Genomic DNA, 26,308 nt, shown 5'->3' on the forward strand with positions numbered 1-26,308 from the left:
CGCGCGGATCAGAGGTACGTGTTCTGCTCGGACGACGGCGGTGGGTAGTCGGTGGCCTGGTCGGGCAGCGACTCGTCGGTCACCACCAGGAACACGCCGTTGCCGATGTCCTGCGGCTGGTCGAGGTGGAACGGCCCGAGGTCGCCGTGCGGGGACGTCAGGCGCATGCCCCGCTTGGAGCGCGTCAGCCTGCGCAGCTCGGGGTCGCCGCGCTCGGCGGGCCGGATCGAGGGCACGCCCCCGCCGGTGACCTCGACGGCGAAGTCGATCGCCTTAGTCGAGACCGCGGGGGAGGGCAGGAAACCGCTGTACGCCCCCAGGGTCACGGTGACCTTCAGCCCGCGCAGGTCGCCTGCCCTGCTGCGGGCGAGCAGCCAGAACACCAGTCCCAGCACGAGGATCAGCACCGCCCCGCCCGCGCCCACCAGGAGCCACGGGAACGGCTCCGCGACCGTCGTGGTGAAGGGGAAGGTCTGGTAGACCACCGACGGGTCGGCGTCGTCGACCAGCGTGAGCTGCGCGGTCGTGGTCCCGAGCCTGGCCTTCCCGTCGAAGCGCAGGTCGACGTCGAACGCGCTGGCCCCCGCGGGCACCTCGTGCACCGCGTCCTCGACGGTGATCAGCGACCCGCTGTCCTGGTCGAGCCGCACCCGGAGCTTCCGGGCGCCGCCGGAGTTGTTGGTGACCTCCAGGTGCGCGGTGACCGACTCGCCGGGCGCCACCTCGTCGGTGATGGTCGGCAGGGCAGCTCCCGCCAGGATCGGCGGAGGGCCCTTCACCACGGACGCGCGGGCGGTCGGGTGGTCGCCGCTGACGCCGATGCCGGTGACGTGCCCGGTGAACGTGACCTGGCCGGACGCGTCGGGGGGCAGCGTGGTGCGGCCGGTGTAGGTGCCGTCGTCCGCCGTGGGGTCGGGGGACTTGCCGTCGTCGGCGAGGGCGATCGGCTGGGCCGGGCCGGTGCCCGAGACGTCGGCGGTGAAGCTCAGCGCGCGCAGCTGCGCCGGGTCGGTGACCGGGCCACGGCGGGTGCGCAGCCGCACGGAGACCGTGACGGGTTGGCCCGCGCTGAGCGTGGACGAGCTGGGTTGGACGACCGCCTGCACGGCTCCCTGCCAGGTGACGGCCGTGCTGACGTTCTGCGCGGGCACGCCGTCCGCCGAGGTGATCCGCACGGTCCAGGTGCCCGGCTTCGGGTCGACGATGCGCAGCGCCTCGACCGCGCCGCCCTGCCCGCTGCCCTCGTAGGTCGAGCCGTCGGCCGTGCCGGCCTTCGGCGAGGCCTTCGTCGCGTCGGGCGCGAGGAACTCGACGGCGACCCTGGGGTCGTGCTTGATCACGATGATCGAGCCGTCGGTGGCGATGGCCGGGATGTCCACCTTCGCCTCGACCGTGCCGCCGGAGGACAGCTGCTGCTCGTTGATGGGTCCGATGCCCGCGCAGCGCGCCGAGCTGTAGGACTCGAAGATCGCGCGTTTGACGTCGCCGGAACCGCTCACGGTGGTGGCCTTCGGCGTCGGCGTGCCCGGCCCGCAGGAGCCCTGGTAGCCGCCCGCCGCGAACTCGCCGAGCGCCTTCTCGTCGACCGCGCCGAACCCGAGCGGCCACACCTGGACCTTGCTGTCGCGGGCGTCGGCCAAGCGCTCGGTGATGAGGTCGTGCGCCGCGCTGTCGCGCTGCTCGGGGGTCTTGTCGGAGCCGTAGCGCTCGCTGTCGCCGACGTCGAGCTTCCCGTCGGTGAGCAGGAAGACGATCTTCGGCTCGTCGTCCCGGTCGTCGGACAGGAAGTCGAGCGCCTGCACGAGGGCCTGCGCGTGGTCGGTCCCGTCGCCCTTGCCCCGGTCGCGGATCCGCAGCGCGTCCACGCAGGTGCTCAGGCGCTGCCGCTCGGCGCTGGTCGCGACCTTCGTCGGCGGGCACACGGCGTCCACCGGCGGGGTGCCGCCGCTGTCGCTGCCGAACCCGACGATCGCCACCGTGGACTCCGGCGAGAACTCCGCCTGCGCGATCAGGCCCGCGGCCTCCTTCTCGCGGGTCATGTCCTCCGGCGAGATGCTGCCCGACTGGTCGACCAGCACCACGATGTGCGCCGGGGTGATCCGCGCGGGCTCGGCCTGCCCTCCCGCCGCCGACTGGGGTTGGACGGCCACCAGCGGAGCGAGCCCGATGGCGAGCACCGCGACCGACCGCGCTGTTCGGGACAGCCGCCCGTCTCTTCGGCGCGGGGGAAGGCATGGCGTGGCCAAAAGAGCCACCTCCGTATTTTCTGGCGAACTCGGCGAAGGAAGTCGAAACCGTTCGGTGCGGCTTCGATCAATCAGCACATCGACGAACGCCATGATGCTGTTACCGGGTCGATTTCGAATGGTCAAAGCCCGGTCAAATAGTGGTCATTATGTGCTGCGGAGGATTTGTCCATAACACGGACTCGGTATCCGGCGACCGTGCGACACGCCCGCGGCGGAGTATTCCGCTCGCGCCGGGCCGACTTCCTCGCGTACCCCTCGTGACACGAGGAAGTCGGCTGCCCGGTCGCGTCCCCGGTGGCGGGGAGGGCGGGAAAGCGGCGTCGGGGGCCGCTTTCCCACCCGCTTTGACCAGCCCGTTCCGCAGAGGTGTGGCGGCGGAGTCCTCGGCGGAACGGGTGTGCGGCCAGAATTCCACGGCTCGTGGCGCGAGCGGGCGGCTGTCCGTGCTTTGTCCAGTTTTTGGCCACTGCCGCCTTATTCCCTTTCGCCCGCCACTTCCGTCGCAGGTCGGGATGGGGCGCTACGCCATTCGCCGGAGGTCGGGATCGTTGTGGTATGTCAATCAATTGGCCGGTTTCCGCGAACATACGGGCAGTTCGGCGGTGGTTCGATTGATCGCATGACAGCGGAACTTTCCCGAGAGTCGATGGACGTGGTCGCGGTGTGGCAGCGGTTGTCGTCGGAAGTGGTGCAGTCCTCACCCGCGTTCCGGGTCCACCAGGACGCGGTCGTCCGGCCGGACGGCGGGCACGAGACCCGGTTGCACGTGGTCGTGCCCGCCTCGGTCACCGTCCTGGCCGTCGACGACCTCGACCGCGTGGTGCTCACCCGGCAGTGGGTCTACACCCACGGCGGGTCCGAATGGCGGCTGCCCGGTGGGCCGATCACCGACCAGGACGCCGGTCCCGAGGTCGCGGCCCGGCGGGAACTGGCCGAGAGCACCGGGCTGCGGGCCGCGGCGTGGACCAGGATCGGCCGGGTGCACGGCGCGGACGCCGTGTGCGACCACGTCGAGCACGTGTTCCGCGCGGGCGGCGTGAGCGCGATCGGGGGCTCGCACGGGGCCCGCGTGCGCCGCGTGCCCTTCGCCGACGCGGTCGAGCTGGTGCGCCAGGGCAGGCTGCCGCACGCGGGCAGCGCCCACGCCGTGCTGGCGGAGGCGCTGCGCCGCGCGGTGCCGGAGCCCCGTTCCAGGTAATCGGCCGTTTCCTGGTTTCCGAATTCCGGGGGCAACAGGAAACCCATTCCGATGAATCCACCACGAGCCCACTGTTGTGACATCGGCGAGAACGAAAGCCGAGCAGGCGGATCCCCGAAAGCGGGTTCCGGTCAGCGGATCACGACAGCAGGACGTGGCGGGGAATTCATCGCATTCCCACGGTTGTTCGCCATGCCTTCTTTCCGCTGCGCAGACCGCCTGTTCGCGCGGTTCTCCTCAGTGGGAAAGGAGGTGGCGTCATGGAGCCGCACCTGTTCGACGAGACCCTCTCCACCGTGCTGTCCGTCGTCGCCTAGTCGCGCGACAGGGTCCCCGCGCCGCTCCGGTCCGGAGCCGCGCGGGGCTCGGGCGCACCGGGCCAGTCCGACGTCTGAGGCCGCCACTGGACGCCGTACCCGCGACCGGGCCGCGGGTTCGGGAACTCCACGTCCACCTCGCCGATCCCGTTGAGCGCCAGCAGGTCGCTGCCCTCGGCCAGGTCGTCGATGTCGCGGTGGAACGCGCCGTCCACGCGCCACAGCGCGGCGGGCGGGTCCTCCAGCGAGAACCGCGCCACCAACCGGAACCGGTCGCACGCCCGCTCCGGCCAGAACACGTACGTCGGCCGCATCGACTGCCCGCGCGGCACCCGCACCTCCAGCGCGAACTGGTGCTCCTGCCCCGCTTGCAGGGCGCGCGGCAACCGCAGGTGCAGCAGGAAGCGCCGTTTGGCGGGCCGTTCCGACGAGATCAGCTCGACGCCGTGCAGCACCTGCACGTCCAGGTCGCCCGGCACGCCGTCCTCGGACGCGGGCGGCAGCGAGATCGACCAGGTGATCTCCTTGACCCCGTCCCGATCCGCGCGGATCGTCCGCCGCTCGGTGCACGTGGGCGTCTCCCCGTCCAGGCGCAGCAACGCCTCGAACTCGCTGACGTGCCACTCCTCCTCGGGTTCGCCGCGGTCGGCCTTCGCGGTCCGCTCCAACCCGGCCTCGACGAGCCGGGTCAGCCCGGCCTCGACGCGCCGCCGGATCGTCCGCGGTCCCCGGTCCTGCAACTTCGCCAGCCAGTCCACGCGGTCGGACAGGAACCGCGACTGCGCGTCCTCGTGCAGCCCCAGCGGCGCCAGCACGGCCAGCCGCAGCTCGGTCGGGAAGTGCTCCACGATCCCCACGACCCAGCGCCCGACCTTGACCCGCACGGCCTCCGGCCCGTCGCCCGCGACGATCCCGCAGACCTCCCGCAACGCGGGGCCCACCTGCTTGTCGATCCCCGGCGCCTGCACCCCCTGCCCCCGGCACAGCGCTCGCAGTTCGTTCATCAGCGATTCGGGTGAGGCGGTCATCGGCCCTCCGTGCAATGAGCGGGCGAAATCATGATTCATCATCGTCGTGCTCGGGCGGCGTTGTGGACGGTCGGTTCGATGGTGCCATCGAACGGCCGAACACCATTGTTACGACTGGCCGTCCCGCGCGCGTCCAATCGTTACCCTGCGGAGAATTCCAGGTCACCTGTACTTCCGTCCTCGTCGGAGCCGGTCCGTAGGGGTCAACGCGGCGGGGCGGCCGCCGGTTCGAATGTGAACGCGATTCGCCCCGAAGATCCGCATTTCCGCGGAATTCGTCCGCCTGACCTGGCGAGACCTATCCCCACGACCGGGAGCACTGCCCGAGGTCCACGGACACCCGTTCGCCCCGCCCCACCGAGACCTCGGCGGATTGCAGGACCTCGTTCTCCGTCCCGCAGTCGAGCGTCCAGGCCTCGGCCGGGTTGACCTCCCACTCGAACGGCCCGTTCGCGACCATCGACGACCGGACACCGGAGGTGTTCCGCACCGTCACCCTGGCCCCCGCGGGCGCGACCCCGCTCACCACGGCGTGGTAGCGCCGATCCCCGGCGGCCTCGCCCGCGCGCAGCAACGCCTCCCGAGCCCCGCCCCGGTACTGGTCGAGGTACTCCCCGGCCCGCGGTTCGACGGCGAACGCCAGCCCGCCGGTCGTGCCGTGGACCCACTCGGTCGCGGTCCCGCCGACCGCCGAGACGGCGCTGGTCCACCCCCCGGCGTCCGCCAGGGCCTGGCCCACGGCCGTGGAGGACTCGTCGGCGGACGGCCGGAGCACCGTCCCCGCACCCGTGCCCAGGGTCGCGAACACGGTCACCTGCCGCCCGGCCACCAGCTCCCGGACGTTGCGCGTCTCGGGCTCGGAGAACGCCCCCGCGCCCCGGTGGTCACCGGCCTTCCAGCCGACCCCGTAGTTCCGGTCCAGGTCCACCCCGACGTCCGGGCTGGTGGCGCAGGACTGCGACGCCGGGAAGTCCACCCGGCAGTTCCCCCGCTTGCCCGGCACGGTCCCGGCCCGCGACAACTGGAACCCGTCGGGGTTCACCACGGGCACCACGACCACCCGCACCCGGTCCAGCAGCGCGGTCACCCGCGGATCGCGCCCGTCCTGCTCCGCGAGGTCGGTGGCGAACTCCACCGCCACCTCGGCGGACGCCCAGTCCGACGCGTTGTGCGCCCCCACCACCACGAGCACCGGTTTCCCGTCGTACTTCCCCACGTCGTGGGTGATCTCCACCCCGACGACGTCCACCCCGAGCACCGTCCGGTGGGGGAGTGCGAGCCGCGAGACGACGTCCGCCCGGACCGTCGCCAGCTCGCCCAGGTCGCTCCCGACCTCGGCGTACGTCCGGTACCCCGTGCGCCCGCTCGGCAACGACGAGGACCCCGCCCCGGCGTGCCGCCGTTGCTCCAGCTCGGCGCCACCGGTCACCGCCTCCGGCGAGGTGCACGCCACCGCCACCACGGCGACCAACCACACGGCTCTCCACGCACGCATCCCCCGAGTGTCGCTCACCGCGCCCGCGAAGCACCTGGCAACTGTCGGCCAACCCCCTTCGGCGCGGCGGACAGCAGCGCCGTGCGGGTGGTCAGCGCGACGGCCTGGAGCCGGGAGTGGACGCCCAGCTTGGCGAGCAGGGACTGCACGTGGGTGCGGACGGTGGTGGTGGAGACGCCCATGCCCGCGGCGATCGCCCCGGTGGTCAGCCCCTGGACCAGCAGGTCGAGGCACTCCCACTCGCGCCGGGTCAGGTGCGTGGCGAGCTGGTGGACCTCGGTGGCCTCCTGGGACACCGGCGCGGCCTCCCGCGCCACCTCGATGATCCTGGCCAGCTCCCGGTCCACCGCCTGGAGCCGCCGCAGCGCGAACTCGGGCAGGTCCGGATCGGCCCTGATGGACTCGACCAGGTCGGACACGGCCGTGAGGTCGTGCTCCAGCCGCCGGGCGATCCCGGCGTGCCGCCGGTCCTCCGCCCGACGGCCTGCCGCGCGTCTTCGGTCCGCTGAGCGTTCCATCGGCATCCCTCAGGTGGCAGTGGGCTTCACCTGCTTATTCGACGCGAACGGGTTTTCGTTTCACTTCGGCACGGCTTCCACGATGACGTTGTCCCGGTAGCTGTGCGCGGCGGTGTCCAGCGAGCCGCCGCAGGTGACCAGCCGCAGCACGGGCGTGGGCACCGGGGCGTACACCAGGTCGGTGGGGAACGCGGTCTTCGCCACCCGCGTGGTGGAGTCGACGACGAACGTCACGGTGCTGCCGTCCTCCCGGTCGACGACGATCTCGTCACCGGGTTTCAGCGCGGTCAGCCGGAAGAACACCGCGGGCCCGCTGTGCGAGTCGATGTGCCCCGCCAGCAGCGCGGACCCGATGCCGCCCGGCGCGGACCCGCCGGTGAACCAGCCGATGTCGTCGGGCCCGCTGGGCGGCACGAGCGCGCCGGAGCCGTCCACGCCGACGTCCACGACGGGGTTGTCCACGCCGATGGCCGGGATGCGCACCCGGACCGGCCGGGCGGCGGCCTTCGGGTCCTGCTCGACCGGGCCCGCTGCCCAGGTCGGCCCGGTGCGGGGGGCCGGGCTGGCGAACCCCGCGACCTGGTGGTCGGAGGCGACCGCGGACAGGGTGACGGCGGACACGACGCCGACCACCGCGCCCGCCACCGCGCCCGCGCGGCGCAGGTCGTGGCGCGGTGGTCGGACCAGCCGGTGCCGTCCGCTCATCCCGTCCGGCGGCGGCGCACCGCCAGCACGAGCCCCGCGCCCGCGGCGGCGGCCACGGCGATCATCGCGATCTGCGGCGCCGTGAGACCGGTCGACGACCCGCCGAGGCCCGCCTCGATCCCGCCGGTGGGCACGATCTCCGCGCCCTTCGCGTCCTGCCGGGCGGTCGCCGAGAGCACGCCGTCCTTCTCCAGCACGAGCACGCTGTAGACCGACCCGGCCTGGAGGTCGATCGGCAGTTCGGTGTTGGAGCCCTGCTGCGGGGCCAGCTTCAGCGTGGTCTTGCCCGCGGGCAGCAGCTTGTACTCGCCCGCCTGGCCGAAGACCGCGTGCTCGACGACGGAGTCGTCACCCCGGCGCACGGCCAGGTCGCCCGCGAGCGGGGCGGCGTTGACCACGCGCATCCGGGCCTGACCGGCGGGCGGGAGGCCGATGTCGTCGTTGAGCACCGACAGCGACAGGCTGGCGAACTTGCCGAGGCCCGCGACCGTGTACGCCTTCCCGTCGGAGCCGTCGATCGTCGCCGAGATGACCGGCTTGCTCGCCGGGTCCGCGCCCGCGGGCCGCATGGCCACGGTGTACGTGCCGGTCTCGATCTTCTGGTAGTCCGACAGCGCCCCGTAGGAGACGCCCTTGATCGTCACCGACCAGTCCGGTCTGGAGAACGCGGTGACCGTGACGTCCACGGCCGGGGTGTCCGGTGACAGGTGCGCGAGCCGCAGGTAGCAGCCCCCGGCGGCCTGAGCGGGGACGGGGACCGCGAGCAGCCCGAACAACACGGCGACAACCGCCACCGACGCGCGACGCGCCGATCGGATCGATCCCATGGCCTTACCAACCCTTCGAGAACTGATCACTTCGATGTCCGGTCGTGCAGCGGAGGCAGACGCCAGGAGACGGTCACCTCGTTGAGGCCCCGCGCGACGGCGTCCGGCGCGAACGGCGGCTGCTGGGCCTTGAGCCAGTCGAGCAGCGTCTCGGCGGACTCCGGGTCCGGTGTGGACAGCACGACCGTGCGGTCCGGGAGCACCGACCCCTTCTCGTGCGCGGGTTTCCCGGTCGACGCCACGGTCACGTCCTGGCCGCGGCACAGCTCGGCGATCACGGCCATCGCCCGCAGGTCGACCTGCCCGGCGCGCAACGCCGCGAGCACCGCGTCGCTGGTGTGCAGCCTGCTGTTCTCCGCGAGCTGCGAGCCCGCGCTCACCCGCTCGTTGGACGACAGGTACGCCTCGTCGCGGCGGGTCAGCAGGACCATCACGCTGTCCGGGTTCGCGGGTGCCTCGCCGAAGCGCACGAGGTCGACCCCGGACAGCGTGGACGGGCCGACGGTGGCGACCAGGTCGTCCGGCTGGGCGGTCCCGCCGCCGGCGGGGCGGACGGTATCGGTCGACAGGCCCGCCCTGGCGCGGTCGCGTTGCAGGTCCGACCACAGGCCCGCCGGCGCGGCGAGACCCGTGTCGCCGTCGAGGTTCTTGGCCATCCACTCGGCCAGCCCGACGTGGTCCACGGCCCGGCCCGCCTCGGGCGTCAGCACGACGCCGACGGCGGAGCCGACGATCGCCGCGGCGGATCCGAGCGCGGTGGCGACCCACCTGATCCGCGCGGGTGTCGCCTCCGGGAACCAGCCGATCGTCTCGTCGACCACCAGCGCCACGAGGGTCGCGGCGGTCAGCACCAGCACGGGCAGCACGGCGTCCGCGCCGGGAGCGCCCACGGCCACCAGCACCACGCCGACGGCCGCGGCGACGGCGATCGGTCGCAGCCAGGCGACGAACAGGGCCGCCAGCACGGCGGCGGACACCACGGCCAGCAACAGCGCGCGGTCGGAACTCCGGAGGGCCACCTCGGTGCCCGCCCCGGCGAGCAGACCGGCCCGCAGGCAGAGCAGCGCGACCCCGGCGGTCACGGCGAGCGTGGCCAGGGAGGTCCAGATCCGGGTGAGGGGCTTCCGGTCGGCGAGCGCGAGCCGGACGGCCACGCCCAGGCCGATCGGCGCCACCAGCGCGGGCGCGGTGGCGAGCGCGATCAGCAGCGTCACCACGCCCACCGGCACCCAGCGGCCGTCGTCGCGCTTCACCGTGGCCAGGCCCGCGGCCGCCGCCAGCGCGGTCCACGCCGCCGCGACCACCCCCGGCCCCACCGGCGTGAGGACGGTGACGACCGGACCGCTCACCGCGAGCATGAGCACCGCCACCGCCATCACCAGCGGTCGGACCCGCAGCAGCGCGGCCACCACGACCAGGCCGACCAGCATCACGCCCACGGCCACGACGGACAGCTCGCGCGCGCTGACCAGCGTGCTGGCCTGGCGGCCGAACGCGCCGGTCAATGTGGCGAAGGTGTCGAGTTGCAACCCCATGATCCGCAGCGCGCCGTCCACCGGGGGAGCGCCGAGCCCGGTGACCTTGGCGAACGTGGCGTCGACCAGGCCGGGCTCGATCCGGGTCGCGGGCAGCGTGCCCGCGGTGAGCGCGACCCGCGCGGCGACCACGGCGGCCGAGCCGACCAGGATGAACCAGGCGAGCACCGCCGAGGCCCGGACCTTGCGGGGTGCGGGCTTCTCGGAGGTGACGGCCTTCTCGGTCGTGGCGGTCTTCTCGGTGGCGACGGCGGGCGCGTCGAACGTCTGCCACTCGCTCGCCGACGGGCGGCCCCACCAGGAGCGCAGCAGCGTGCCCGCGTCCAGCACCCGGAGCACCGGGAACAGCAGGCCCGGCAGCAGGTACGACGGCTTGCGGCGGGCCAGCGCCACGGTGAGGGTCAGCAGGTAGTCCGGCAGCAGCACGGCCGCGAGCACCGCCCACGGCGACACCGGGAGCAGGCCGGGCACGGCGGCCACGACGAGCGCGACCGGGGCCAGCACGAGGGCGAGCGACGTGAGCGCGAGTTCGACCGTCTGGGCGGCCTGCGGGAGGTCGCCGCGCAGCCCGTGGCCGCGCACGGCGTGCCAGAAGCCGTTGCCCCACAGGAAGGTCTGCCGCCGGTGGTCGCGGAGCGTGGTCGGCTCGGCCGGCGCGGCGCGGGCGGTGGCGGAGAACGCCACCGTGCCGAACTTCTCGCGGTAGATCCGCAGCGTGGTGTCGAAGTCGTCGACCGGCAGGCCCGACGAGTGGATGTCGATCTCCCACAGCGCGCTGGTCCGGTAGACGCGGCCGACACTCGGCACCACCCGCCCGACGTTCATCGGCGTCCCGGAGCGCCGGGCCTGCCGCAGGCCGTCGGCCAGCGCGTGGTCCCTGGCCCGGTACGCGGACAGCAGCCGGGCGACGAAGCCCACCGGGACGGGCCGCAGGTCGGGGTCGAGCCGTCCGTCGACCGCGACCACCGTCTCGTCGCGGAACAGCGGCAGGACCGCGTCGAGGTACCGCTCGTCGAGCACCGTGCCCGCGTCGAGCAGGATCACGAACTCGAACCGGTCGACCAGCCGGAACGCCTGGATCCCGGCGTCGAACGCGCCCGCGCGGCCGAGTGTGCCCACGGTCTCGGCGACCTGGATCCCGTACTCGCGGGCGAGTTCGGCGGTGCGGTCGGACGAGTCGTCCGACACGAGGTGGACGTTGGCCAGCGGCACCATCCGGGCGGCGGCGGCCACGGCCCGGCCGACGAGGTCCTCCTGGTCGTGCGCGGCGATCAGCACCGCGACGTCGCCGGGGCCGGACCCGGTGGCGCCGTCGGGGCTCGGTCTCGCTCGGCGCACGAGCGCGAGGACACCGCACACGGTCAGGGTGACGCCGAGCACGAGCAGCGCCAGCGGCAGGACGCCGATCATCGGCGACCCGCCGCGCGGTGGTCGACGTCGGGCGGTCGCGGGCGTTCCACGTGAGCACTGTGCAGGAGGTGCGCCCGGATGTACTCATGCATCTGACGGAGAAAGCCGTACCCCGAGGGCCGAACGGTCTACTGTCGGTAGCACCGGTTGTCGGAACGTCCTCGAACGGCCTAGCGCCGCCGCTCGTTCGGGGTGCGGACACGCCGAAGGCCCGCGTCCCCCTGCGAGACGCGGGCCTTCACGGAGTCGTCGTCAGCTCTTGAAGACGTCCTTGACCTTCTCGGCGGCCTGCTTGAGGTGGCCCTTGGCCTGGTCGCCGTGACCCTCGGCCTCCAGCTCCTCGTCGTCGGTGGCGCGGCCGACACCTTCCTTGACCTTGCCCTTGAGCTCGTCCGCCTTGGCGTCGATCTTGTCGTCAGTTCCCATGTCCGGTGGGTGCCCGGCCGCCGGGGGCGGCAAACCGTGGAGTGACAAGGGATTTTCCGGGTACCCGGCTGGTCGTGGACACCACTTCGGCACGCGAATCCCTCTGGCTGGACGCGCTGCCCGACCGCGCGCGGCCCCCGTTGCGCGGCGAGCACGTCTTCGACGTGGCGGTGGTCGGAGGCGGCTTCGCGGGCCTGACGACAGCCCTGCTGCTCAAGCGCCAGGGGCTCTCGGTCGCCGTGGTCGAGGCCGACCGGGTGGGGTCCGGGGCGTCGGGCAACAACACCGCCAAGGTCACCGCGCTCCAGTCCACCGTGTACTCGACGATCACCGCCAGGCACGGCCAGGCCACGGCCAAGACCTACGCCGACGCGAGCCTCGCCGGGGTCTCCACGCTCGCCCGGCTGGTGCGCGAGGAGGGCATCGACTGCGGCCTCCGGCACGCGCCCGCCTTCACCTACGCCTTCGCGGAGGACGAGGTCGGCGCCGTCGAGGACGAGCTGATCGCCGCGCGGGCCGCCGGTCTGCCGGTGTCCGCCGACGCGGGCCTGGACGTGCCGTTCCCGGTGCACGCCGCCGTGCGGCTGGACGACCAGATCGCCCTGCACCCGCTGCGCTACCTGCTCGGCCTGGCCGACGCCGTGGACGGCGACGGGTCGGCGGTGTTCGAGCACAGCCGGGTCGAGGGCCTGCACGACGGCGCGCCCTGCCGCGTGCGCACCGCCGACGGCGTGGTGACGGCCGGTCGGGTCGTCGTGGCCACGCACGTGCCGCTGTTCGACCGCGGCCTCTACTTCGCCCGGCTGGACGTGACCCGCTCGTACTGCGTCGCCGCCTCGCTGGCGTCGGGGGAGCCGCCGACCGGCCTCGCCATCAGCGCGGGCTCGCCGTCGTGGTCGCTGAGCGCGTACGAGGGACAGCTGGTCGTCTGCGGTCAGGCGCACCCGGCGGGGGAGCGGGCCGGGTCGCCGTACGAGGAGCTGGAGGCGTTCGCCAGGAAGCACTGGGACGTCGCCGAGATCACCCACCGCTGGTCGGCGCAGGACCCCTCGGCCTACGACAAGCTGCCGATGATCGGCCCGTACCTGCCCGGCTCGGACCGGCTCCTGGTCGCGACCGGGTTCATGAAGTGGGGCCTGGCCACGGCCACGTTCGCCGCGACGATCCTGGCCGACGCGGTCGCGGGCGTGCCGAACCCGTGGACGGCCGTGTTCAGCCCGCACCGGGTGTCGTTGAAGTCGCTGCCCGACCTGGTGCGGATGAACGCCTCCACCGGCGTGGACCTGGTGACCGCGCGGTTCACGCCCGCCGACGCCACGAACAGCGACGACCTGCCACCGGGCCAGGCGCACGTGGTGCGCGACGGCCTCGGCAAGATGGGCGTCTACCGCGACCGGGAGGGCGCGCTGCACGGTGTTTCCCTGCGCTGCACCCACCTCGGCTGCCTGGTGGCGTTCAACGCCGCCGAGACCAGTTGGGACTGCCCGTGCCACGGCTCCCGCTTCGACGTCGACGGCGCCGTCCTCGAAGGCCCGGCCGCGACCCCGCTCCCGCGCCGCGAGCCCAAGTGAGCCACGACCCCCGCCCCCTGCCCGCCGAGGAACGCCGGGCCCGCGACCTGCTGGCCGCGCTGCGCCGGATGGGGCCGAACGGCGAGGGCTTCGACGCGTTCCTGCACGCCGCGCGCGGGCGCCCTGCCCCGAACAGGTGACCGTTTCGAGTGGTTGGCGCCGCCGGATCGTGGGTAACTGGCGGCCATGGGCGAACGGGTGAGGGGCAGACGGCCGGACGGGGTGGACGACGCCACGGTCGAGGCCGTCGGCGCGCTGACCGAGGCCCTGGAGACCGCCGAACGGGCGCGCGGCAGCCTGTTCGACTTCCACCAGCTCTCCGGCAGCGCCGACGCGAAGGCGGGCCGGGCGGCGGGACTGCTGCGGGACGCGGGCCACACCGCGCTCGCCGACGAGCTGGAGCGGGACCTGGTCGGGCGCGACGTCGTGCCCGGCCGGTGGACCTTCCAGCTCGTGGAGGAGTACGACGACGGCTACCACCGGGCGTTCCGCGACTGGGAGCGCCGGGTCCGCGACGAGCTGCTCGGCGGCGCCCGGCACGTCTTCGAGGCGGAGCTCAAGGAGCGCAACACCACGCCGGGAGCGCCGGGCCAGCGGCTCGAGACGTCCGACTGATCCACCAACACCGAGGAGAACCAGTGGTCAACGTGGAACGCACGTTCACGGTCGGCAGGCCCGTCGACGTGGTCGTGGAGTACCTGAAGGACTTCGCCAACGCCGAGCAGTGGGACCCCGGCACGGTCACGTGCGTCCGCACGGACTCCGGGCCCGTGGCGGTCGGGTCGACCTGGCACAACGTGTCGGAGTTCAAGGGCAAGGAGACCGAGCTGGACTACCGGCTGGAGCGGCTGGAGCCGAACCGGCTGACGTTCGTGGGGGAGAACAAGACCGCCACCTCGACCGACGACCTCACGCTGACGCCCGCGGCGGGCGGCACGGAGGTGACCTACCACGCGCACATCGTGTTCCACGGTCTCGCGAAGGTCGCCGACCCGTTCCTGAAGTCGGAGTTCGAGATGCTCGGCGACGCCGTGGTGCTGTCGATGACCGAGGCGATCGAGGGCTTGCCCGCCGCACCCGACCCGGTGTAGCGGAGCGGGATAAACTGCGACCGGCGGTGGGGTCGACGGCCCCGCCAGCCGGGAAGCGGGTGGTGCGCCAGTGAGGTCCGGGGCGGCGCGCGGCCACGAGGGCTACTTCCACGAGACGGCCTTCTACGGCTCCGACGAGGAGTTCGCGGCGCTCGCGTGCCGGTTCGTGGCCGACGGCGTGGCCGCGGGCGAACCGACCCTGGTCGCGTGCGACGACACCAACGAGGCGCTGCTGCGGGACGCGCTGGGCGGGACGGCCGGGGTCACGTTCCTGCCCGCGGCGGACCACTACGTGCGGCCCGCCGTCACGATCAGGGCGTACCGGCAGGTGTTCGCCGACCTGGTCGCGGCCGGTGCCCGGCAGATCAGGGCCCTCGGCGACGTGCCGCACACCGGTGTCCCGTGGGACGCGTGGGCCCGGTACGAGGCGGTCATCAACCACGCGTACGACGAGTTCCCGCTGTGGAGCCTGTGCTCCTACGACACCCGCACGGCGTCCGCCGAGGTGATCGCCGACGTCGAGCGCACCCACCCGCGGATCACGTCGGTGGACGGCGACCACCGGCCGAACCCGGTGTTCACCGATCCCGACGGCTTCCTCGCCGCCCGGCCCGCGCCGCCGCCGGACGTGCTGGAGGCGCGACCGCCGTCCGTCGTGCTGGTCGACCCCACGCCCGCCGCGGTGCGCCGCGCGGTCCGGGCGAGTGCCGAGGCCACGACCCTGCCCTCCGAGGAGGTCGACGACCTCGTCTTCGCCGCGAGCGAGGCCGTCACGAACGGGCTCAGCCACGGCGTGGCGCCGGTCCGGTTCCGGCTGTGGGCCGACCGCGACCGGGTCGTGCTGACCGTCACCGACCAAGGGGCGGGGCCGAAGGACCTCAAGGTCGGCCTGCTGCCCACGACGGAGACCGCCACGGCGGGCCTCGGCCTGTGGCTGGCCCACCAGACGTGCGAGTACGTCGCGCTGGGCCGGGACGACGAGGGGTTCACCGTCCGGGTCGTCGCGGGCAGGCCACGGCCCGCCCGCTGACTCACAGGTGGACGACGCCGTGCTCGCCCGCCTGCCGCGCCTTCGCGAGGCTCAGCAGCGACGCGATCCGCCCGCCGGGGGAGTCCCAGTACTCGCCGGACATGGCCGTGACCTTCACCAGCACGACGTTGGGGTCCTCGGGGCCCTGCGGCAGCCACGCCTCGACCCAGCCGTTCCACAGGTCGTGGGCCTTGCGCGGGTCGTCGACCAGTTCGGCGGTGCCGTAGAGCGAGACCCAGGTGTCCTTCGAGGTCAGCGTCACCGACACCTCGGGGTGGGCGACGATGTGGGCGACCTTGCGGGAGTCGCGCTCGGCGAAGAACCACAGGTCCCCGTCGAACTCGACCTCCGGTCGCGCCATGGGGCGGCTCACGAGGTGACCGGCGTCGTCGATCGTCGTGAGCATGCCGATGCGGACGCCGGACGCGAGTTCGGCGACCTTGCGCACCTCGGCGGCGTGGGACTCGACGGTGGACCTGGTCATGCGCGCTCCTCCTCGTCCTGGGGTGTGGTCTTCCCGGAGGGGTTCCCCGCGGAGGCGGTCCACATGCCTCCGACGGCGGACGTGAGCCGGTTGGCCGAACGGTTCGGCCGACGGCCACCGGCACGGTGTCCCCCGCCCGGCGGAGGGTGGGCTGAGCGGGTACGACCGCTGCTCCGACCTCATGATCACCGCATTTGCCCCACCCGATCATCGTGTTCGCCGGCAGGGTGGAGTGATCATCCAGTCAGGGGGATCCGATGACCTTCGACCACGTGCGGTGGCAGGCCAGGCTCGACGAGCTGGCCCGTGTCCACCGGGTTCCGGGCGCCGTGCTCGCGGTGCTGGAGGACGGGCGGATCCACGAGTTCGCCACCGGTGTGCTGCACCGGGGAACGGGCGTGGAGACGACGGTCGACTCGCTGTTCCAGATCGGGTCGATCAGCAAGGTGTACACGGCGACGCTGGTGCTGCGGCTGGCCGAGACGGGCCAGCTCGACCTGGACGCGCCGGTCGTGGAGGTGCTGCCGGAGTTCGCGGTGGCCGACGCCGCGGCGGCGAAGTCGGTGACCGTGCGCCAACTGCTCAACCACACCAGCGGGATCGACGGCGACTTCTTCCACGACACCGGCCGCGGCGACGACTGCCTGGCGCGGTACGTGGAGGCGTGCGCCGACCTCCGGCAGAACCACCCGCCGGGCGCGACCATGTCGTACTGCAACAGCGGGTTCAAGGTGCTCGGCCGGATCGTCGAGGCCGTCACCGGGCAGGTGTGGGACACCGTGCTGCGGGAACGGCTGCTCGACCCGCTCGGGCTGGCGCACACCGCGACGCTGCCCGAGGAGGTGCTGCGGTTCCGCGCGGCGATGGGGCACACCGGCGAGCCGGGGGAGGAGCCCGTGCCCGCGCGGGTGTGGAGCCTGCCCCGGTCGGCCGGGCCCGCGGGCGGGATCTGCGCGTCGGCCGCGGACGTGGTCCGCTTCGCGCGGGCCCACCTGGACGGCGGTGTCGGCCCGGACGGCGCGCGCGTGCTCGGCTCCGAGCAGGTCGCGGCGATGCGCCGCCCCGAGGTGGAGGTGCCGAACCGGTGGCGCGACGCCGCGCACTGGGGGCTGGGGTGGGCGCTGTACGACTGGGAGGGCGGGCCGATCTTCGGCCACAGCGGCGCGACCATCGGGCAGTACGCCCACCTCGTGGTCGCGCCCGACGCGAACGTGGTCGTCGTCTTGCTGACCAACGGCGGGGCCGCGGGCAAGCTGCACGGGGCGCTGACCGGCGAGCTGCTGGTCGAGCTGGCGGGCGTGACCATGCCGCAGTTCGGCGCGCCGGACGTGCCGCCGGTCGTGGACTTCACCGCCCACCTCGGCGTCTACCGCAGCGCGGGCCTGGAGTTCCGGATGACCGACCACGACGGCGGCCTGCGCATGAGGTACACGTGGCTCGACGAGCTGGCCGACCTGCTGCCGCCGCAGGTGCTCGACTTCGTCCCGGTGACGGACTCCCTGTTCGCGGGCCGGTCGCACGAGGAGGACGACTGGCTGCCGATGGTGTTCTACTCGCTCGCCGACGGCAGCCCCTACCTGCACTTCGCGGGTCGGGCGGTGCCGAAGGTCGGCTGACGGTGGCGGACGTCGTGGTGGTGGGCGGTGGCGTGATCGGCACGTGCGCCGCGCACGGCCTGGCGCGGGCGGGGGCCGAGGTCGTCGTGCTCGACCCCGCTCCGGGGCGCGGGGCGTCGTGGGGCAACGCCGGGCTGGTGGTGCCCAGCTACGCGCTGCCCTTGGCGACCCCGGCCGTGCTGCTGTCCCTCCTCGGAGCCCACCCCGAGGTCACGTTCGGCCGCCCGCTGCCGCTCGGCACGCTCCTCTGGCTCGGCCGGTTCGCGCTCGCGGCGCGGCCCGGCCGAGCGTGGCGCGTGGCCGAACGGCTGCGGGCGCTCGCCGAAGCCAGTCGGCGGTTCTACGACGAGTTGGACATCCCATTGTGCGCCAGCGGTTTGCTGCACGTCGCCCGTGATGAGGAGACCTGGCGGACCGAGCGCGCGGCGGCCCGGCGGCTCGCCGCGATCGGCGTGCGTTCCGAGGAACTCGACCCCGAAGCCCTCGCCCGCGCGGAGCCCGGACTGGCCGCCGGGGCCGCGGGCGCGATCCGCTTCCCCGACGACCGCTCCCTCGATCCGGAGCGCGCCACGGCCGCGATCGCCGCGGCGGCCGTGGCGCACGGGGCGGAGTACCGGCCGTGGACGGTGACCGGCGTGGTGCGGACCGCGGGCCGGGTCACCGCCGTCGAGACCGACCACGGGCTCGTCCGCGGCCGGGCGTTCGTGATCGCCGCCGGTGCGGCCAGCGCCCGCGTCGGCAGGCTGTTCGGGGTGCGGCTCCCGGTCGAGGCGGCGCACGGCTGGAGCCTCACGATCCCCGCGGCCGGACCGCTGCTGGCACACCCCGTCGTGCTGGCCGACGACCAGGTCGTCGTCAACGCCGGACCCGACCGCGTGCGGCTGACCGGCGGCCTGGAGTTCGGCGGCCCCGGCGCGGCAGGGCCCGACCCGCGGGCCGTGGCGCGGCTGCGGGAAGCGGCGAACCGGGCCGTCCCGGCGTTGGCCGACATCGCCGCGCCGGGCGTGCCGTGGCGCGGCGCGCGCCCGATGACGCCCGACGGGCTCCCGCTGATCCGCGTGGTGGCGGACGGCGTGGTGGCCGCCACCGGGCACGGCACGCTCGGGATGACGCTCGCACCGGCGACCGGACGCATCGTGACCGCCCTGGTTGGGGGCAGCGCCGCGACGCGGACAGGTGGATGATCCTGGGGGTCCCCCGCGCCGCTCCGACGTCCAGGAGGAACCCGATGAACCCCCACCGCGACGCCGTCGTGGGCGACGCGCACAACGACCTGCTGATGCTGGTCGTGCGCCGACCCCGTGCCGCGTGGGTCCCCTACTTCCGCGACCACTGGTACCCGCAGCTCCGGGAGGGCGGGATCGGCCTCCAGGTGCTGCCGGTGTTCATCGACGACGAGTTCCGGCCGGAGGGCGCCCTGCGCGAGACCCTGCGGATGGTCGAGGCCGCGCACCGGATCGCCGAGGGGAACGCCGACGTCGTCGCGCTGTGCCGCACGGGACCGGAGATCGACGCGGCCCTCGCCTCCGGGCGGATCGCGCTGGTGCTGGCCCTGGAGGGGTGCCCGCAGATCGACGACGACCTCGAGCTGCTCCAGACCCTGTCCCGGCTGGGCGTCCGGGCGGTGTCGTTCACCCACTTCGGCCGGACCATGCTCGCCGACGGCTCCGCGGAGGACTCGACCGGCAGCAGGCTCACCCGGTCCGGCGTCGAGGCCGTCGGCCTGCTGGAGGACCTGGACGTGCTGGTGGACGTGTCGCACCTGGGCCGCTCCGGCGTGGACCACGTGCTGGAGCTGGCGACCCGGCCGGTGATCGCCACCCACTCGTCGGCCCACGCCCTGCACGGGCACCACCGCAACCTCACCGACGACCAGCTGCGCGGGGTGGCCGCCACCGGCGGCGTCGTGTGCGTGAACTTCTTCGGCGGGTTCCTGACCGACGAGAAGCCCACGGTCGAGCACCTGGTGGACCACATCGCCCACGTCGCGGCCGTCGCGGGGGCCGACCACGTGGGGCTGGGCAGCGACTTCACCGCGGAGGTGATCGACGAGAAGGTCCCGGCCTGCGACCGGCCGCTCACCGTCGAGGGCGTCGACGCGGAGGTCGCCATCCCCGGCCTGGAGGGTCCCGCCGGGATGCCGATGGTCACCGACGCGCTGCTGCGCCGCGGCCTGCCCGAGCCGCTGGTGCGCAAGGTCCTGGGCGCGAACCTCGTCCGCGTGCTGGGCGGGACACCCTGAGGGTCGGATCGGGGGAAGGTCGGGGATTTGCCCTGAGCTGCGCGGCCGCGCGTGCTGCCAGGGTCTGGGGATGAAGTTCGCCGGAGCCGGTCTCCTCGCCCTCCCCCTCTGCTTCGCCGCCTACGGCGCCGTCCGACTGGTCGGCCGGAGCGACGGCCACTACGGCCCCGGCCTCGACTGGACCTCGGGCCACGTCGTGAACCTGGTCGGCCTGCTGCTGTTCGTGCCCGCGCTGGTCGCCCTGCGGCGGGCGCTGCCTCCCGGCAGAGGTCGGGACGCGGCGGTCGCCGTGACCTTCGTCGGCGTCGTCACGTCCGCGGTGCAGTTCGCGGTCGACGTCGTCGCGGGCCTGGTCGCCGTGGACAAGGCGGGGATGAACGAGGTCACCGGCCGGTTCGCGGACCTCCCCGGCGTGCGCCCGGTGTTCTACGTCGTCGGACCGCCGCTGCTGTACGTCGGCCTGCTGGCGTTGACGATCATGTTCGTGCGGGCGGGCGTCCTCGCCTGGTGGAGCCCCGCGCTGGTGCTGGTCGGCGCGGGCCTCACGGTCGTCTCGCTCGACCTCGTCCCGGTCGCAGGCGCGTGCCTGCTGGTCGCCCTCGCGCCCCTCGCCCGGCGGCTGACCGAGTGGCTCGCGCCCGCCCCGCGGGGAGCCCACGCCCGCGCGTAGCGGCCCGGCCGCGGCGGTTCGGAAACCCGCAGGCAGTGGGCGCGCGACCGACCGGTCCACGGCGGCTTTGTCGCTATCGCACAAACCGGTCGTTTCGGAGCGCGGACCGGTGAACACCGCGCTCCGCGCGTGACGAGCCGGTGAACCGTGCGCGATCGAGATCACACCGGGGTGGGCGTAGGGGGTCTCGGGGGTGATCGCTAGGGGTTGTCGAGGCCTTTCTTTTGGCAGATCCTTACAACGCAGGGCACCTGACACGCGTTGCGGTCGCCATTCCTTTGATAGTAGGCAGCCGAGAGTGTGTACTCCCGTTGCGACGGCGACGGCCGTCCAGTTCGTTGTCTCCGAAAGGCCCGATCAGTGTTCAGTCGTGTTGCCATCGTCAACCGTGGAGAAGCCGCGATGCGGCTCATCCACGCCGTTCGCGACCTGTCAGCGGAGTTGGGGACACGGATCGAGACCGTCGCCCTGTACACCGACTCCGACCGAACGGCCACCTTCGTCCGCGAAGCCGACATCGCCTACGACCTGGGCCTGGCGTCGGCTCGTCCCTACCTCGACCACGCCGTGCTCAAGCGCGCGCTGCTGGAGACCGGCGCCGACGCGGCCTGGGTCGGCTGGGGTTTCGTCGCCGAGGACCCCGCGTTCGCGGACCTGTGCGCCGAGATCGGCGTGACCTTCGTCGGCCCGAGCGGCGAGGCCATGCGCAAGCTGGGCGACAAGATCGGCTCCAAGCTGATCGCCGAGCAGGTGGGCGTGCCGGTGGCGCCGTGGAGCGGCGGGCCGGTCGACACGCTGGAGGACGCGCTGGAGTCGGCCAAGAAGGTCGGCTACCCGCTGATGCTCAAGGCGACCGCGGGCGGTGGTGGCCGCGGCATCCGCATGGTCGCCTCCGAGGCGGACCTGACCCAGGCCTACGACCTCACCCGCCAGGAGGCCGCGCGCGCCTTCGGCAGCGGCGTCGTCTTCCTGGAACGCCTGGTCACGGGCGCGCGCCACGTCGAAGTCCAGGTGATCGCCGACGGGCAGGGCACCGCGTGGGCACTCGGCGTGCGCGACTGCTCCGTGCAGCGCCGCAACCAGAAGATCATCGAGGAGTCCGCCTCCCCGGTGCTGGACCCGGCCCAGGTCGCCGAGCTGAAGGCGGCCGCCGAGCGGCTCGTCCTCGCCGTCGACTACCAGGGCGCGGGCACGATCGAGTTCCTCTACCACCCCGGCGAGAAGCTGTTCGCGTTCCTCGAGGTCAACACGCGCCTCCAGGTCGAGCACCCGATCACCGAGATCACCACCGGCGTCGACCTGGTCAAGACGCAGCTGCACGTCGCGTCCGGCGGCAAGCTCGAGGGCGACGCGCCCGCCGAGTGGGGCCACGCCGTGGAGGCCCGGCTCAACGCCGAGGACCCCGACCGCGACTTCGCGCCGTCGCCCGGCAAGATCGTCCGCCTCCAGCTGCCCAGCGGCCCCGGCATCCGGGTCGACACGGGGTTCAGCGAGGGCGACACCATCCCCGGCGACTTCGACTCGATGATCGCCAAGATCATCGCCCACGGCCGCGACCGCTCCGAGGCGCTGGCCCGGCTGCGCCGCGCCATGACCGAGACGACGGTCATCATCGCGGGCGGCGTCACGAACAAGGGCTTCGTGCGCGTCCTGCTCGACGAGCCCTCGGTGGTCGACGGCTCCGCCGACACCGGCTGGATCGACCGCGTCCGCTCGCAGGGCGGCCTCGTCACGCACAAGAACTCCGCCGTCGCGCTCATCGCCGCGGCCATCGAGGCCTACGAGGACGAGGAGGTCGTGACGCGGCAGCGCCTGCTGACCACCGCGCACGGCGGCCGTCCCCAGGCCCAGCACGAGACCGGCCGCGCGCTGGAGCTGAAGCTCCGCGAGGTCGGCTACCGCGTCCAGGTGTCCCGCGTGGCCCCGCACCGCTTCCGCGTCGGCGTGTCCGCCGCGGGCGGCGAGGACCACACGGCCGACGTGGACGTGGAGCGCTTCGACGCCCACTCCGGCCAGCTCATCGTCAACGGCGTCCGCTTCCGCGTCGTGACCGGCACGCACGGCCCCGTCCACCAGGTCGAGGTCGACGGCGTCACGCACCGCATCAGCCGCGACGAGGGCGGCGTCCTGCGCTCGCCCGTGCCCGCGCTGGTCGTGGCCACGCCGCTGGGCGTCGGCGACGAGGTCGAGGCGGGCGCGCCGCTGCTCGTGCTGGAGAGCATGAAGATGGAGACGGTGCTGCGTGCGCCGTTCCGCGGCAAGCTCAAGGAACTCGCCGTCCAGGTCGGCAGCCAGGTCGAGTCGGGCGCCCGCCTGCTGCGCCTGGAGCCCGTGAGCGACGACGCCGAGGTCGCCGCGCCCGCCGCCGTCGCCCCGGCCGCCGCGCTGGAACTGCCCGCCGAGCGGCTCGACATCCCGGCCGCGGCCCGCGTCGAGAACGGCCTGAAGGGGCTGCGGAGCCTGCTGCTCGGCTTCGACGTCGACCCGGTCGACGCGGGCAGGCTGCTGAGCGACTACCTCGCCGCCCGCAAGGACCTCACCAGCTCCGGCCAGCGCGCGCTGGTGGGGGAGAGCGCGCTCGTGCAGCTCTTCGCCGACCTGTGCGAGCTGAGCCGCAACCGGCCGGTGGGCGAGGAGTCGAAGCCCGACTCGTCGGTGCACAGCCCGCGCGAGTACTTCCACACCTACCTGCAGAGCCTGGACGCGGACCGCGCGGGCCTGTCGGAGAGCTTCCGGCAGCGGCTCACCCACGTGCTCGCGCACTACGGCGTCGACGGCCTGGAGCGCACGCCGGAGCTGGAGGACGCGGTGTTCCGCATCTTCCTGGCCCAGCAGCGCTCCTCCTCCGACGTCGTGGTGATGACCACGCTGCTGCGCCAGTGGCTGACCGAGGGCCCGCCGCCGGAGGCGGACCGCATCACCGTCGGCCTCGCGCTGGAGCACCTGATCGCCGCCACGCAGGTCCGCTTCCCGGCCGTGGCCGACCTGGCCCGCGGCGTCGTGTTCGGCTGGTTCGCCCAGCCGCTGCTGCGCCGCACCCGCGCCAAGGTCTACACCGGCGTCCGCAAGCACCTGCGCCACCTCGACGTGACGCCGGACGCGGCGGACCGCGCCGAGCGGATCTCCGCCATGGTCGCCAGCGCCGAACCGCTGGTGCGGCTCGTCGGCCAGCGCATCGGCCGCGAGGGCGCGGACCCCGTGGCCCTGCTGGAGGTCCTGACCCGCCGGTACTACGGCAACCGCGCGCTGAGCGACGTCCGGGCGACCGAGGTCGACGGCTGCACGTTCGTCGTCGCCGAGCACCGCACCGAGGCCGGTGTCGGCCGCGTGGTCACGACGGCCGTCGACTTCCCGGCGCTGCCGGAGGCCGTGCGCGCCGTCGGCGGCTTCGTGGAGGACGGCGACGTCGTCGCCGACCTGTACCTGACGTGGGACGACGGTCCCACCGACCCGGACGCGATGGCCGCGAAGCTCGGCGAGGTGCTGGCCGCCCAGCACCCGTCCGACCGCATCGGCCGGATCACCACGACCGTCGCGGGCAACAGCGGCGCCGTGATGCACCACCACTTCACGTTCCGCCCGTCGCCGGACGGCTTCACCGAGGAGCGGCTGCTCCGCGGCCTGCACCCGCGCATCGCCGAGCGCATGCAGCTCGAACGCCTGCGCGCGTTCGACCTCACCCGGCTCGCCTCGCCCGACGAGGAGGTCTACCTCTTCCGCGCCACGGCGAAGCAGAACCCGTCCGACGAGCGCCTCGTGGTGCTGGGCCAGGTCCGCGACCTGACCCCGCTGCGCGACGACGAGGGCAGGCTCGTGGCGCTGCCCGCGGCCGAGGACATCCTGGCCACGTGCCTCGACGCGATCCGCCGCGCGAAGAAGCCGGGCGCGAAGAAGTCCGCGACCAACCGGATCGTCATCTACGTGTGGCCGCCGACCGACCTCAGCCCGGAGGAGCTGAACGTCGTCGCCCGGCGCGTCCTGCCGACGACCGCCAACGCGGACCTGGAGGAGGTGCTGTTCCTCGGCCGCCGCCGCGACCCCGCGACCGGCGAGCTCGTCGACATCGCCGTCCGCATCGGCTACGACGTCGGCTCCGGCGTGCGGCTGTCCGTCGTGCTGCCGCCGACCGAGCCGGTCGAGCCGCTGGACGACTACCGCCAGGAGGTGCTGCGCGCCCACAGCCGCGGCACGGTCTACCCGTACGAGCTGACCGGCATGCTGGCCGGGCCGTTCGGCTCCTTCCAGGAGTACGACCTCGACCAGGCGTCCGGGAAGCTGCTCGCGACCGACCGGCCGCGCGGCGGCAACAAGGCCGCGATCGTCGCGGGCGTCGTCTCCACGCCGACCTCGCGGCACCCGGAGGGCATGAAGCGCGTCGTCCTGCTGGGCGACCCGACCAAGGCGCTCGGCGCGCTGTCCGAGCCGGAGTGCGCCCGCATCATCGCCGCGCTGGACCTCGCCGAGGAGCTCCAGGTCCCGCTGGAGTGGTTCGCCCTCTCCGCGGGCGCCCGGATCTCGATGGACTCGGGCACCGAGAACATGGACTGGGTGGCGGCCGCGCTGAAGCGGATCGTGAACTTCACCCAGGACGGCGGCGAGATCAACATCGTCGTCGCGGGCATCAACGTCGGCGCCCAGCCGTACTGGAACGCCGAGGCCACGATGCTCATGCACACCAAGGGCATCCTGGTCATGACGCCCGACTCGGCGATGGTGCTGACCGGCAAGCAGTCGCTGGACTTCTCCGGCGGCGTCTCGGCCGAGGACAACCACGGCATCGGCGGCTACGACCGGATCATGGGCCCGAACGGCCAGGCCCAGTACTGGGCGCCGGACCTGCGCTCCGCGCGGGAAGTGCTGATGTCGCACTACGACCACAGCTACGTGGCTCCCGGCGAGTCCGGTCCCCGCACGACCGTCACGACCGACCCGCTCGACCGCGACGTGTCCTCGTTCCCGCACGCCGTGCCGGACAGCGAGTTCACCACCGTGGGCCAGATCTTCTCGACGCAGTTCAACCCGGACCGCAAGAAGCCGTTCGACATCCGCACGGTGATGCGCGCCCTGTCCGACCAGGACCACCCGGTCCTGGAGCGGTGGGCGGGCATGGCCGACGCGGAGACCGCGGCCGTGCAGGACGTCCACCTCGGCGGGCGGCCCGTCTGCCTGCTGGGCATCGAGTCCCGCTCGGTGCCGCGCCGCGGGTTCCCCCCCACCGACGGCCCGGACACCTACACCGCCGGCACGCTGTTCCCCCGGTCGTCGAAGAAGGCGGCACGGGCGATCAACGCGGCCAGCGGCAACCGGCCGCTCGTGGTGCTGGCGAACCTGTCCGGCTTCGACGGCTCGCCGGAGTCGATGCGCAAGCTCCAGCTGGAGTACGGCGCCGAGATCGGCCGCGCGGTGGTCAACTTCGAGGGCCCGATCGTGTTCTGCGTGATCTCGCGCTACCACGGCGGCGCGTTCGTGGTGTTCTCCAAGGCGCTGAACCCGAACATGACCGTCCTGGCGGTCGAGGGCTCGTTCGCGTCGGTCATCGGCGGCGCCCCCGCCGCGGCCGTGGTGTTCGCTCGCGACGTCGACAAGCGCACCGGCAACGACCCGCGCGTCCGCGAGGCGGAGGCCCTGGTGGCCGCCTCGACGGGCGGCGAGAAGGCGTCCCGCACGGCCGAGCTGGCCGAGGTGAGGCAGTCCGTGAGGTCGGAGAAGCTGTCCGAGGTGGCCGCCGAGTTCGACGGCGTCCACAGCGTCCAGCGCGCGGTGGACGTCGGCTCGGTCGACGCGATCATCAGCTGCGCGGAACTCCGCCCGAAGATCATCGAAGCGATCGAGCACGGCCTGAAGTAGGCCTTGTTCACCCGACGGGCCGGGTGCATCGGGACCCGGCCCCTTCTGT

20 protein-coding genes are annotated in these 26,308 nt (G+C 73.3%); 11 read left to right on the forward strand and 9 right to left on the reverse strand.

What is annotated here, in order from left to right; genetic code table 11:
* Nucleotides 1-8: 8 nt before the first annotated feature.
* Nucleotides 9-2,177 (reverse strand): VWA domain-containing protein, encoded by a 2,169-nt coding sequence (locus ACFWW9_RS28320; RefSeq protein ID WP_390384109.1) that lies wholly within the window; start codon nucleotides 2,175-2,177, stop codon nucleotides 9-11.
* Between the two features lie 691 nt (nucleotides 2,178-2,868).
* Here ACFWW9_RS28320 and ACFWW9_RS28325 point away from each other — a divergent pair.
* Nucleotides 2,869-3,447, forward strand: coding sequence for an NUDIX domain-containing protein (locus tag ACFWW9_RS28325; RefSeq protein WP_390384111.1), 579 nt, complete (start codon nucleotides 2,869-2,871; stop codon nucleotides 3,445-3,447).
* Between the two features lie 313 nt (nucleotides 3,448-3,760).
* Here the strand turns inward: ACFWW9_RS28325 and ACFWW9_RS28330 are convergent, their stop codons facing one another.
* The 7 genes from ACFWW9_RS28330 to ACFWW9_RS28360 all read right to left on the reverse strand — a co-directional run bounded on the left by ACFWW9_RS28330 (nucleotide 3,761) and on the right by ACFWW9_RS28360 (nucleotide 11,708).
* Nucleotides 3,761-4,792: a hypothetical protein gene (locus ACFWW9_RS28330; RefSeq protein WP_390384113.1), complete on the reverse strand. Its 1,032-nt coding sequence runs from the start codon at nucleotides 4,790-4,792 to the stop codon at nucleotides 3,761-3,763.
* 298 nt (nucleotides 4,793-5,090) lie between these two features.
* Entirely contained in the window at nucleotides 5,091-6,287 is a 1,197-nt protein-coding gene (locus ACFWW9_RS28335; RefSeq protein WP_390384115.1) for a M14 family zinc carboxypeptidase, read from the reverse strand.
* A gap of 14 nt (nucleotides 6,288-6,301) precedes the next feature.
* Nucleotides 6,302-6,805: a LuxR C-terminal-related transcriptional regulator gene (locus tag ACFWW9_RS28340; RefSeq protein WP_390384116.1), complete on the reverse strand. Its 504-nt coding sequence runs from the start codon at nucleotides 6,803-6,805 to the stop codon at nucleotides 6,302-6,304.
* A gap of 60 nt (nucleotides 6,806-6,865) precedes the next feature.
* Entirely contained in the window at nucleotides 6,866-7,510 is a 645-nt protein-coding gene (locus ACFWW9_RS28345) for a class F sortase (protein WP_390384118.1), read from the reverse strand.
* A complete protein-coding gene (locus ACFWW9_RS28350) occupies nucleotides 7,507-8,337 on the reverse strand; it encodes a DUF4397 domain-containing protein (protein WP_390384120.1) in 831 nt (276 codons plus the stop codon). Before ACFWW9_RS28350 ends, ACFWW9_RS28345 begins: the two co-directional genes overlap by 4 nt.
* 26 nt (nucleotides 8,338-8,363) lie before the next feature.
* Nucleotides 8,364-11,282, reverse strand: a complete 2,919-nt coding sequence (locus ACFWW9_RS28355) for a glycosyltransferase (protein WP_390384122.1) — start codon at nucleotides 11,280-11,282, stop codon at nucleotides 8,364-8,366.
* 252 nt (nucleotides 11,283-11,534) lie between these two features.
* Nucleotides 11,535-11,708 (reverse strand): CsbD family protein, encoded by a 174-nt coding sequence (locus ACFWW9_RS28360; protein WP_390384125.1) that lies wholly within the window; start codon nucleotides 11,706-11,708, stop codon nucleotides 11,535-11,537.
* Nucleotides 11,709-11,782: 74 nt separating this feature from the next.
* Between ACFWW9_RS28360 and ACFWW9_RS28365 the strand changes: the two genes are divergently transcribed.
* The 5 genes from ACFWW9_RS28365 to ACFWW9_RS28385 all read left to right on the forward strand — a co-directional run bounded on the left by ACFWW9_RS28365 (nucleotide 11,783) and on the right by ACFWW9_RS28385 (nucleotide 15,400).
* Complete coding sequence (locus ACFWW9_RS28365) at nucleotides 11,783-13,279, forward strand: FAD-dependent oxidoreductase (protein WP_390384127.1); 1,497 nt, start codon at nucleotides 11,783-11,785, stop codon at nucleotides 13,277-13,279.
* Complete coding sequence (locus ACFWW9_RS28370; protein WP_390384129.1) at nucleotides 13,276-13,419, forward strand: hypothetical protein; 144 nt, start codon at nucleotides 13,276-13,278, stop codon at nucleotides 13,417-13,419. Before ACFWW9_RS28365 ends, ACFWW9_RS28370 begins: the two co-directional genes overlap by 4 nt.
* Nucleotides 13,420-13,477: 58 nt before the next feature.
* Nucleotides 13,478-13,894, forward strand: a complete 417-nt coding sequence (locus ACFWW9_RS28375) for a hypothetical protein (protein ID WP_390384131.1) — start codon at nucleotides 13,478-13,480, stop codon at nucleotides 13,892-13,894.
* Nucleotides 13,895-13,917: 23 nt separating this feature from the next.
* A complete protein-coding gene (locus tag ACFWW9_RS28380; protein ID WP_390384133.1) occupies nucleotides 13,918-14,370 on the forward strand; it encodes an SRPBCC family protein in 453 nt (150 codons plus the stop codon).
* 70 nt (nucleotides 14,371-14,440) lie between these two features.
* Nucleotides 14,441-15,400 (forward strand): anti-sigma factor RsbA family regulatory protein, encoded by a 960-nt coding sequence (locus ACFWW9_RS28385; protein WP_390384135.1) that lies wholly within the window; start codon nucleotides 14,441-14,443, stop codon nucleotides 15,398-15,400.
* Between the two features lies 1 nt (nucleotide 15,401).
* Here the strand turns inward: ACFWW9_RS28385 and ACFWW9_RS28390 are convergent, their stop codons facing one another.
* Nucleotides 15,402-15,884: a pyridoxamine 5'-phosphate oxidase family protein gene (locus ACFWW9_RS28390; protein ID WP_390384137.1), complete on the reverse strand. Its 483-nt coding sequence runs from the start codon at nucleotides 15,882-15,884 to the stop codon at nucleotides 15,402-15,404.
* 257 nt (nucleotides 15,885-16,141) lie between these two features.
* On the opposite strand from ACFWW9_RS28390, the gene ACFWW9_RS28395 reads away from it, so the two are divergent.
* The 5 genes from ACFWW9_RS28395 (at nucleotide 16,142) to ACFWW9_RS28415 (ending at nucleotide 26,259) form a co-directional block, all read left to right on the forward strand.
* Entirely contained in the window at nucleotides 16,142-17,500 is a 1,359-nt protein-coding gene (locus ACFWW9_RS28395; protein ID WP_390384139.1) for a serine hydrolase domain-containing protein, read from the forward strand.
* 2 nt (nucleotides 17,501-17,502) lie between these two features.
* A complete protein-coding gene (locus tag ACFWW9_RS28400) occupies nucleotides 17,503-18,684 on the forward strand; it encodes an NAD(P)/FAD-dependent oxidoreductase (RefSeq protein ID WP_390384142.1) in 1,182 nt (393 codons plus the stop codon).
* Between the two features lie 44 nt (nucleotides 18,685-18,728).
* Nucleotides 18,729-19,742: a dipeptidase gene (locus ACFWW9_RS28405; RefSeq protein WP_390384144.1), complete on the forward strand. Its 1,014-nt coding sequence runs from the start codon at nucleotides 18,729-18,731 to the stop codon at nucleotides 19,740-19,742.
* A 70-nt stretch (nucleotides 19,743-19,812) separates the two neighbouring features.
* Complete coding sequence (locus ACFWW9_RS28410; protein WP_390384146.1) at nucleotides 19,813-20,412, forward strand: hypothetical protein; 600 nt, start codon at nucleotides 19,813-19,815, stop codon at nucleotides 20,410-20,412.
* Between the two features lie 360 nt (nucleotides 20,413-20,772).
* Entirely contained in the window at nucleotides 20,773-26,259 is a 5,487-nt protein-coding gene (locus ACFWW9_RS28415) for a carboxyl transferase domain-containing protein (protein ID WP_390384149.1), read from the forward strand.
* Nucleotides 26,260-26,308: the final 49 nt, after the last annotated feature.

Source organism: Umezawaea sp. NPDC059074, assembly GCF_042738955.1.
Taxonomy (GTDB): Bacteria; Actinomycetota; Actinomycetes; order Mycobacteriales; family Pseudonocardiaceae; genus Umezawaea.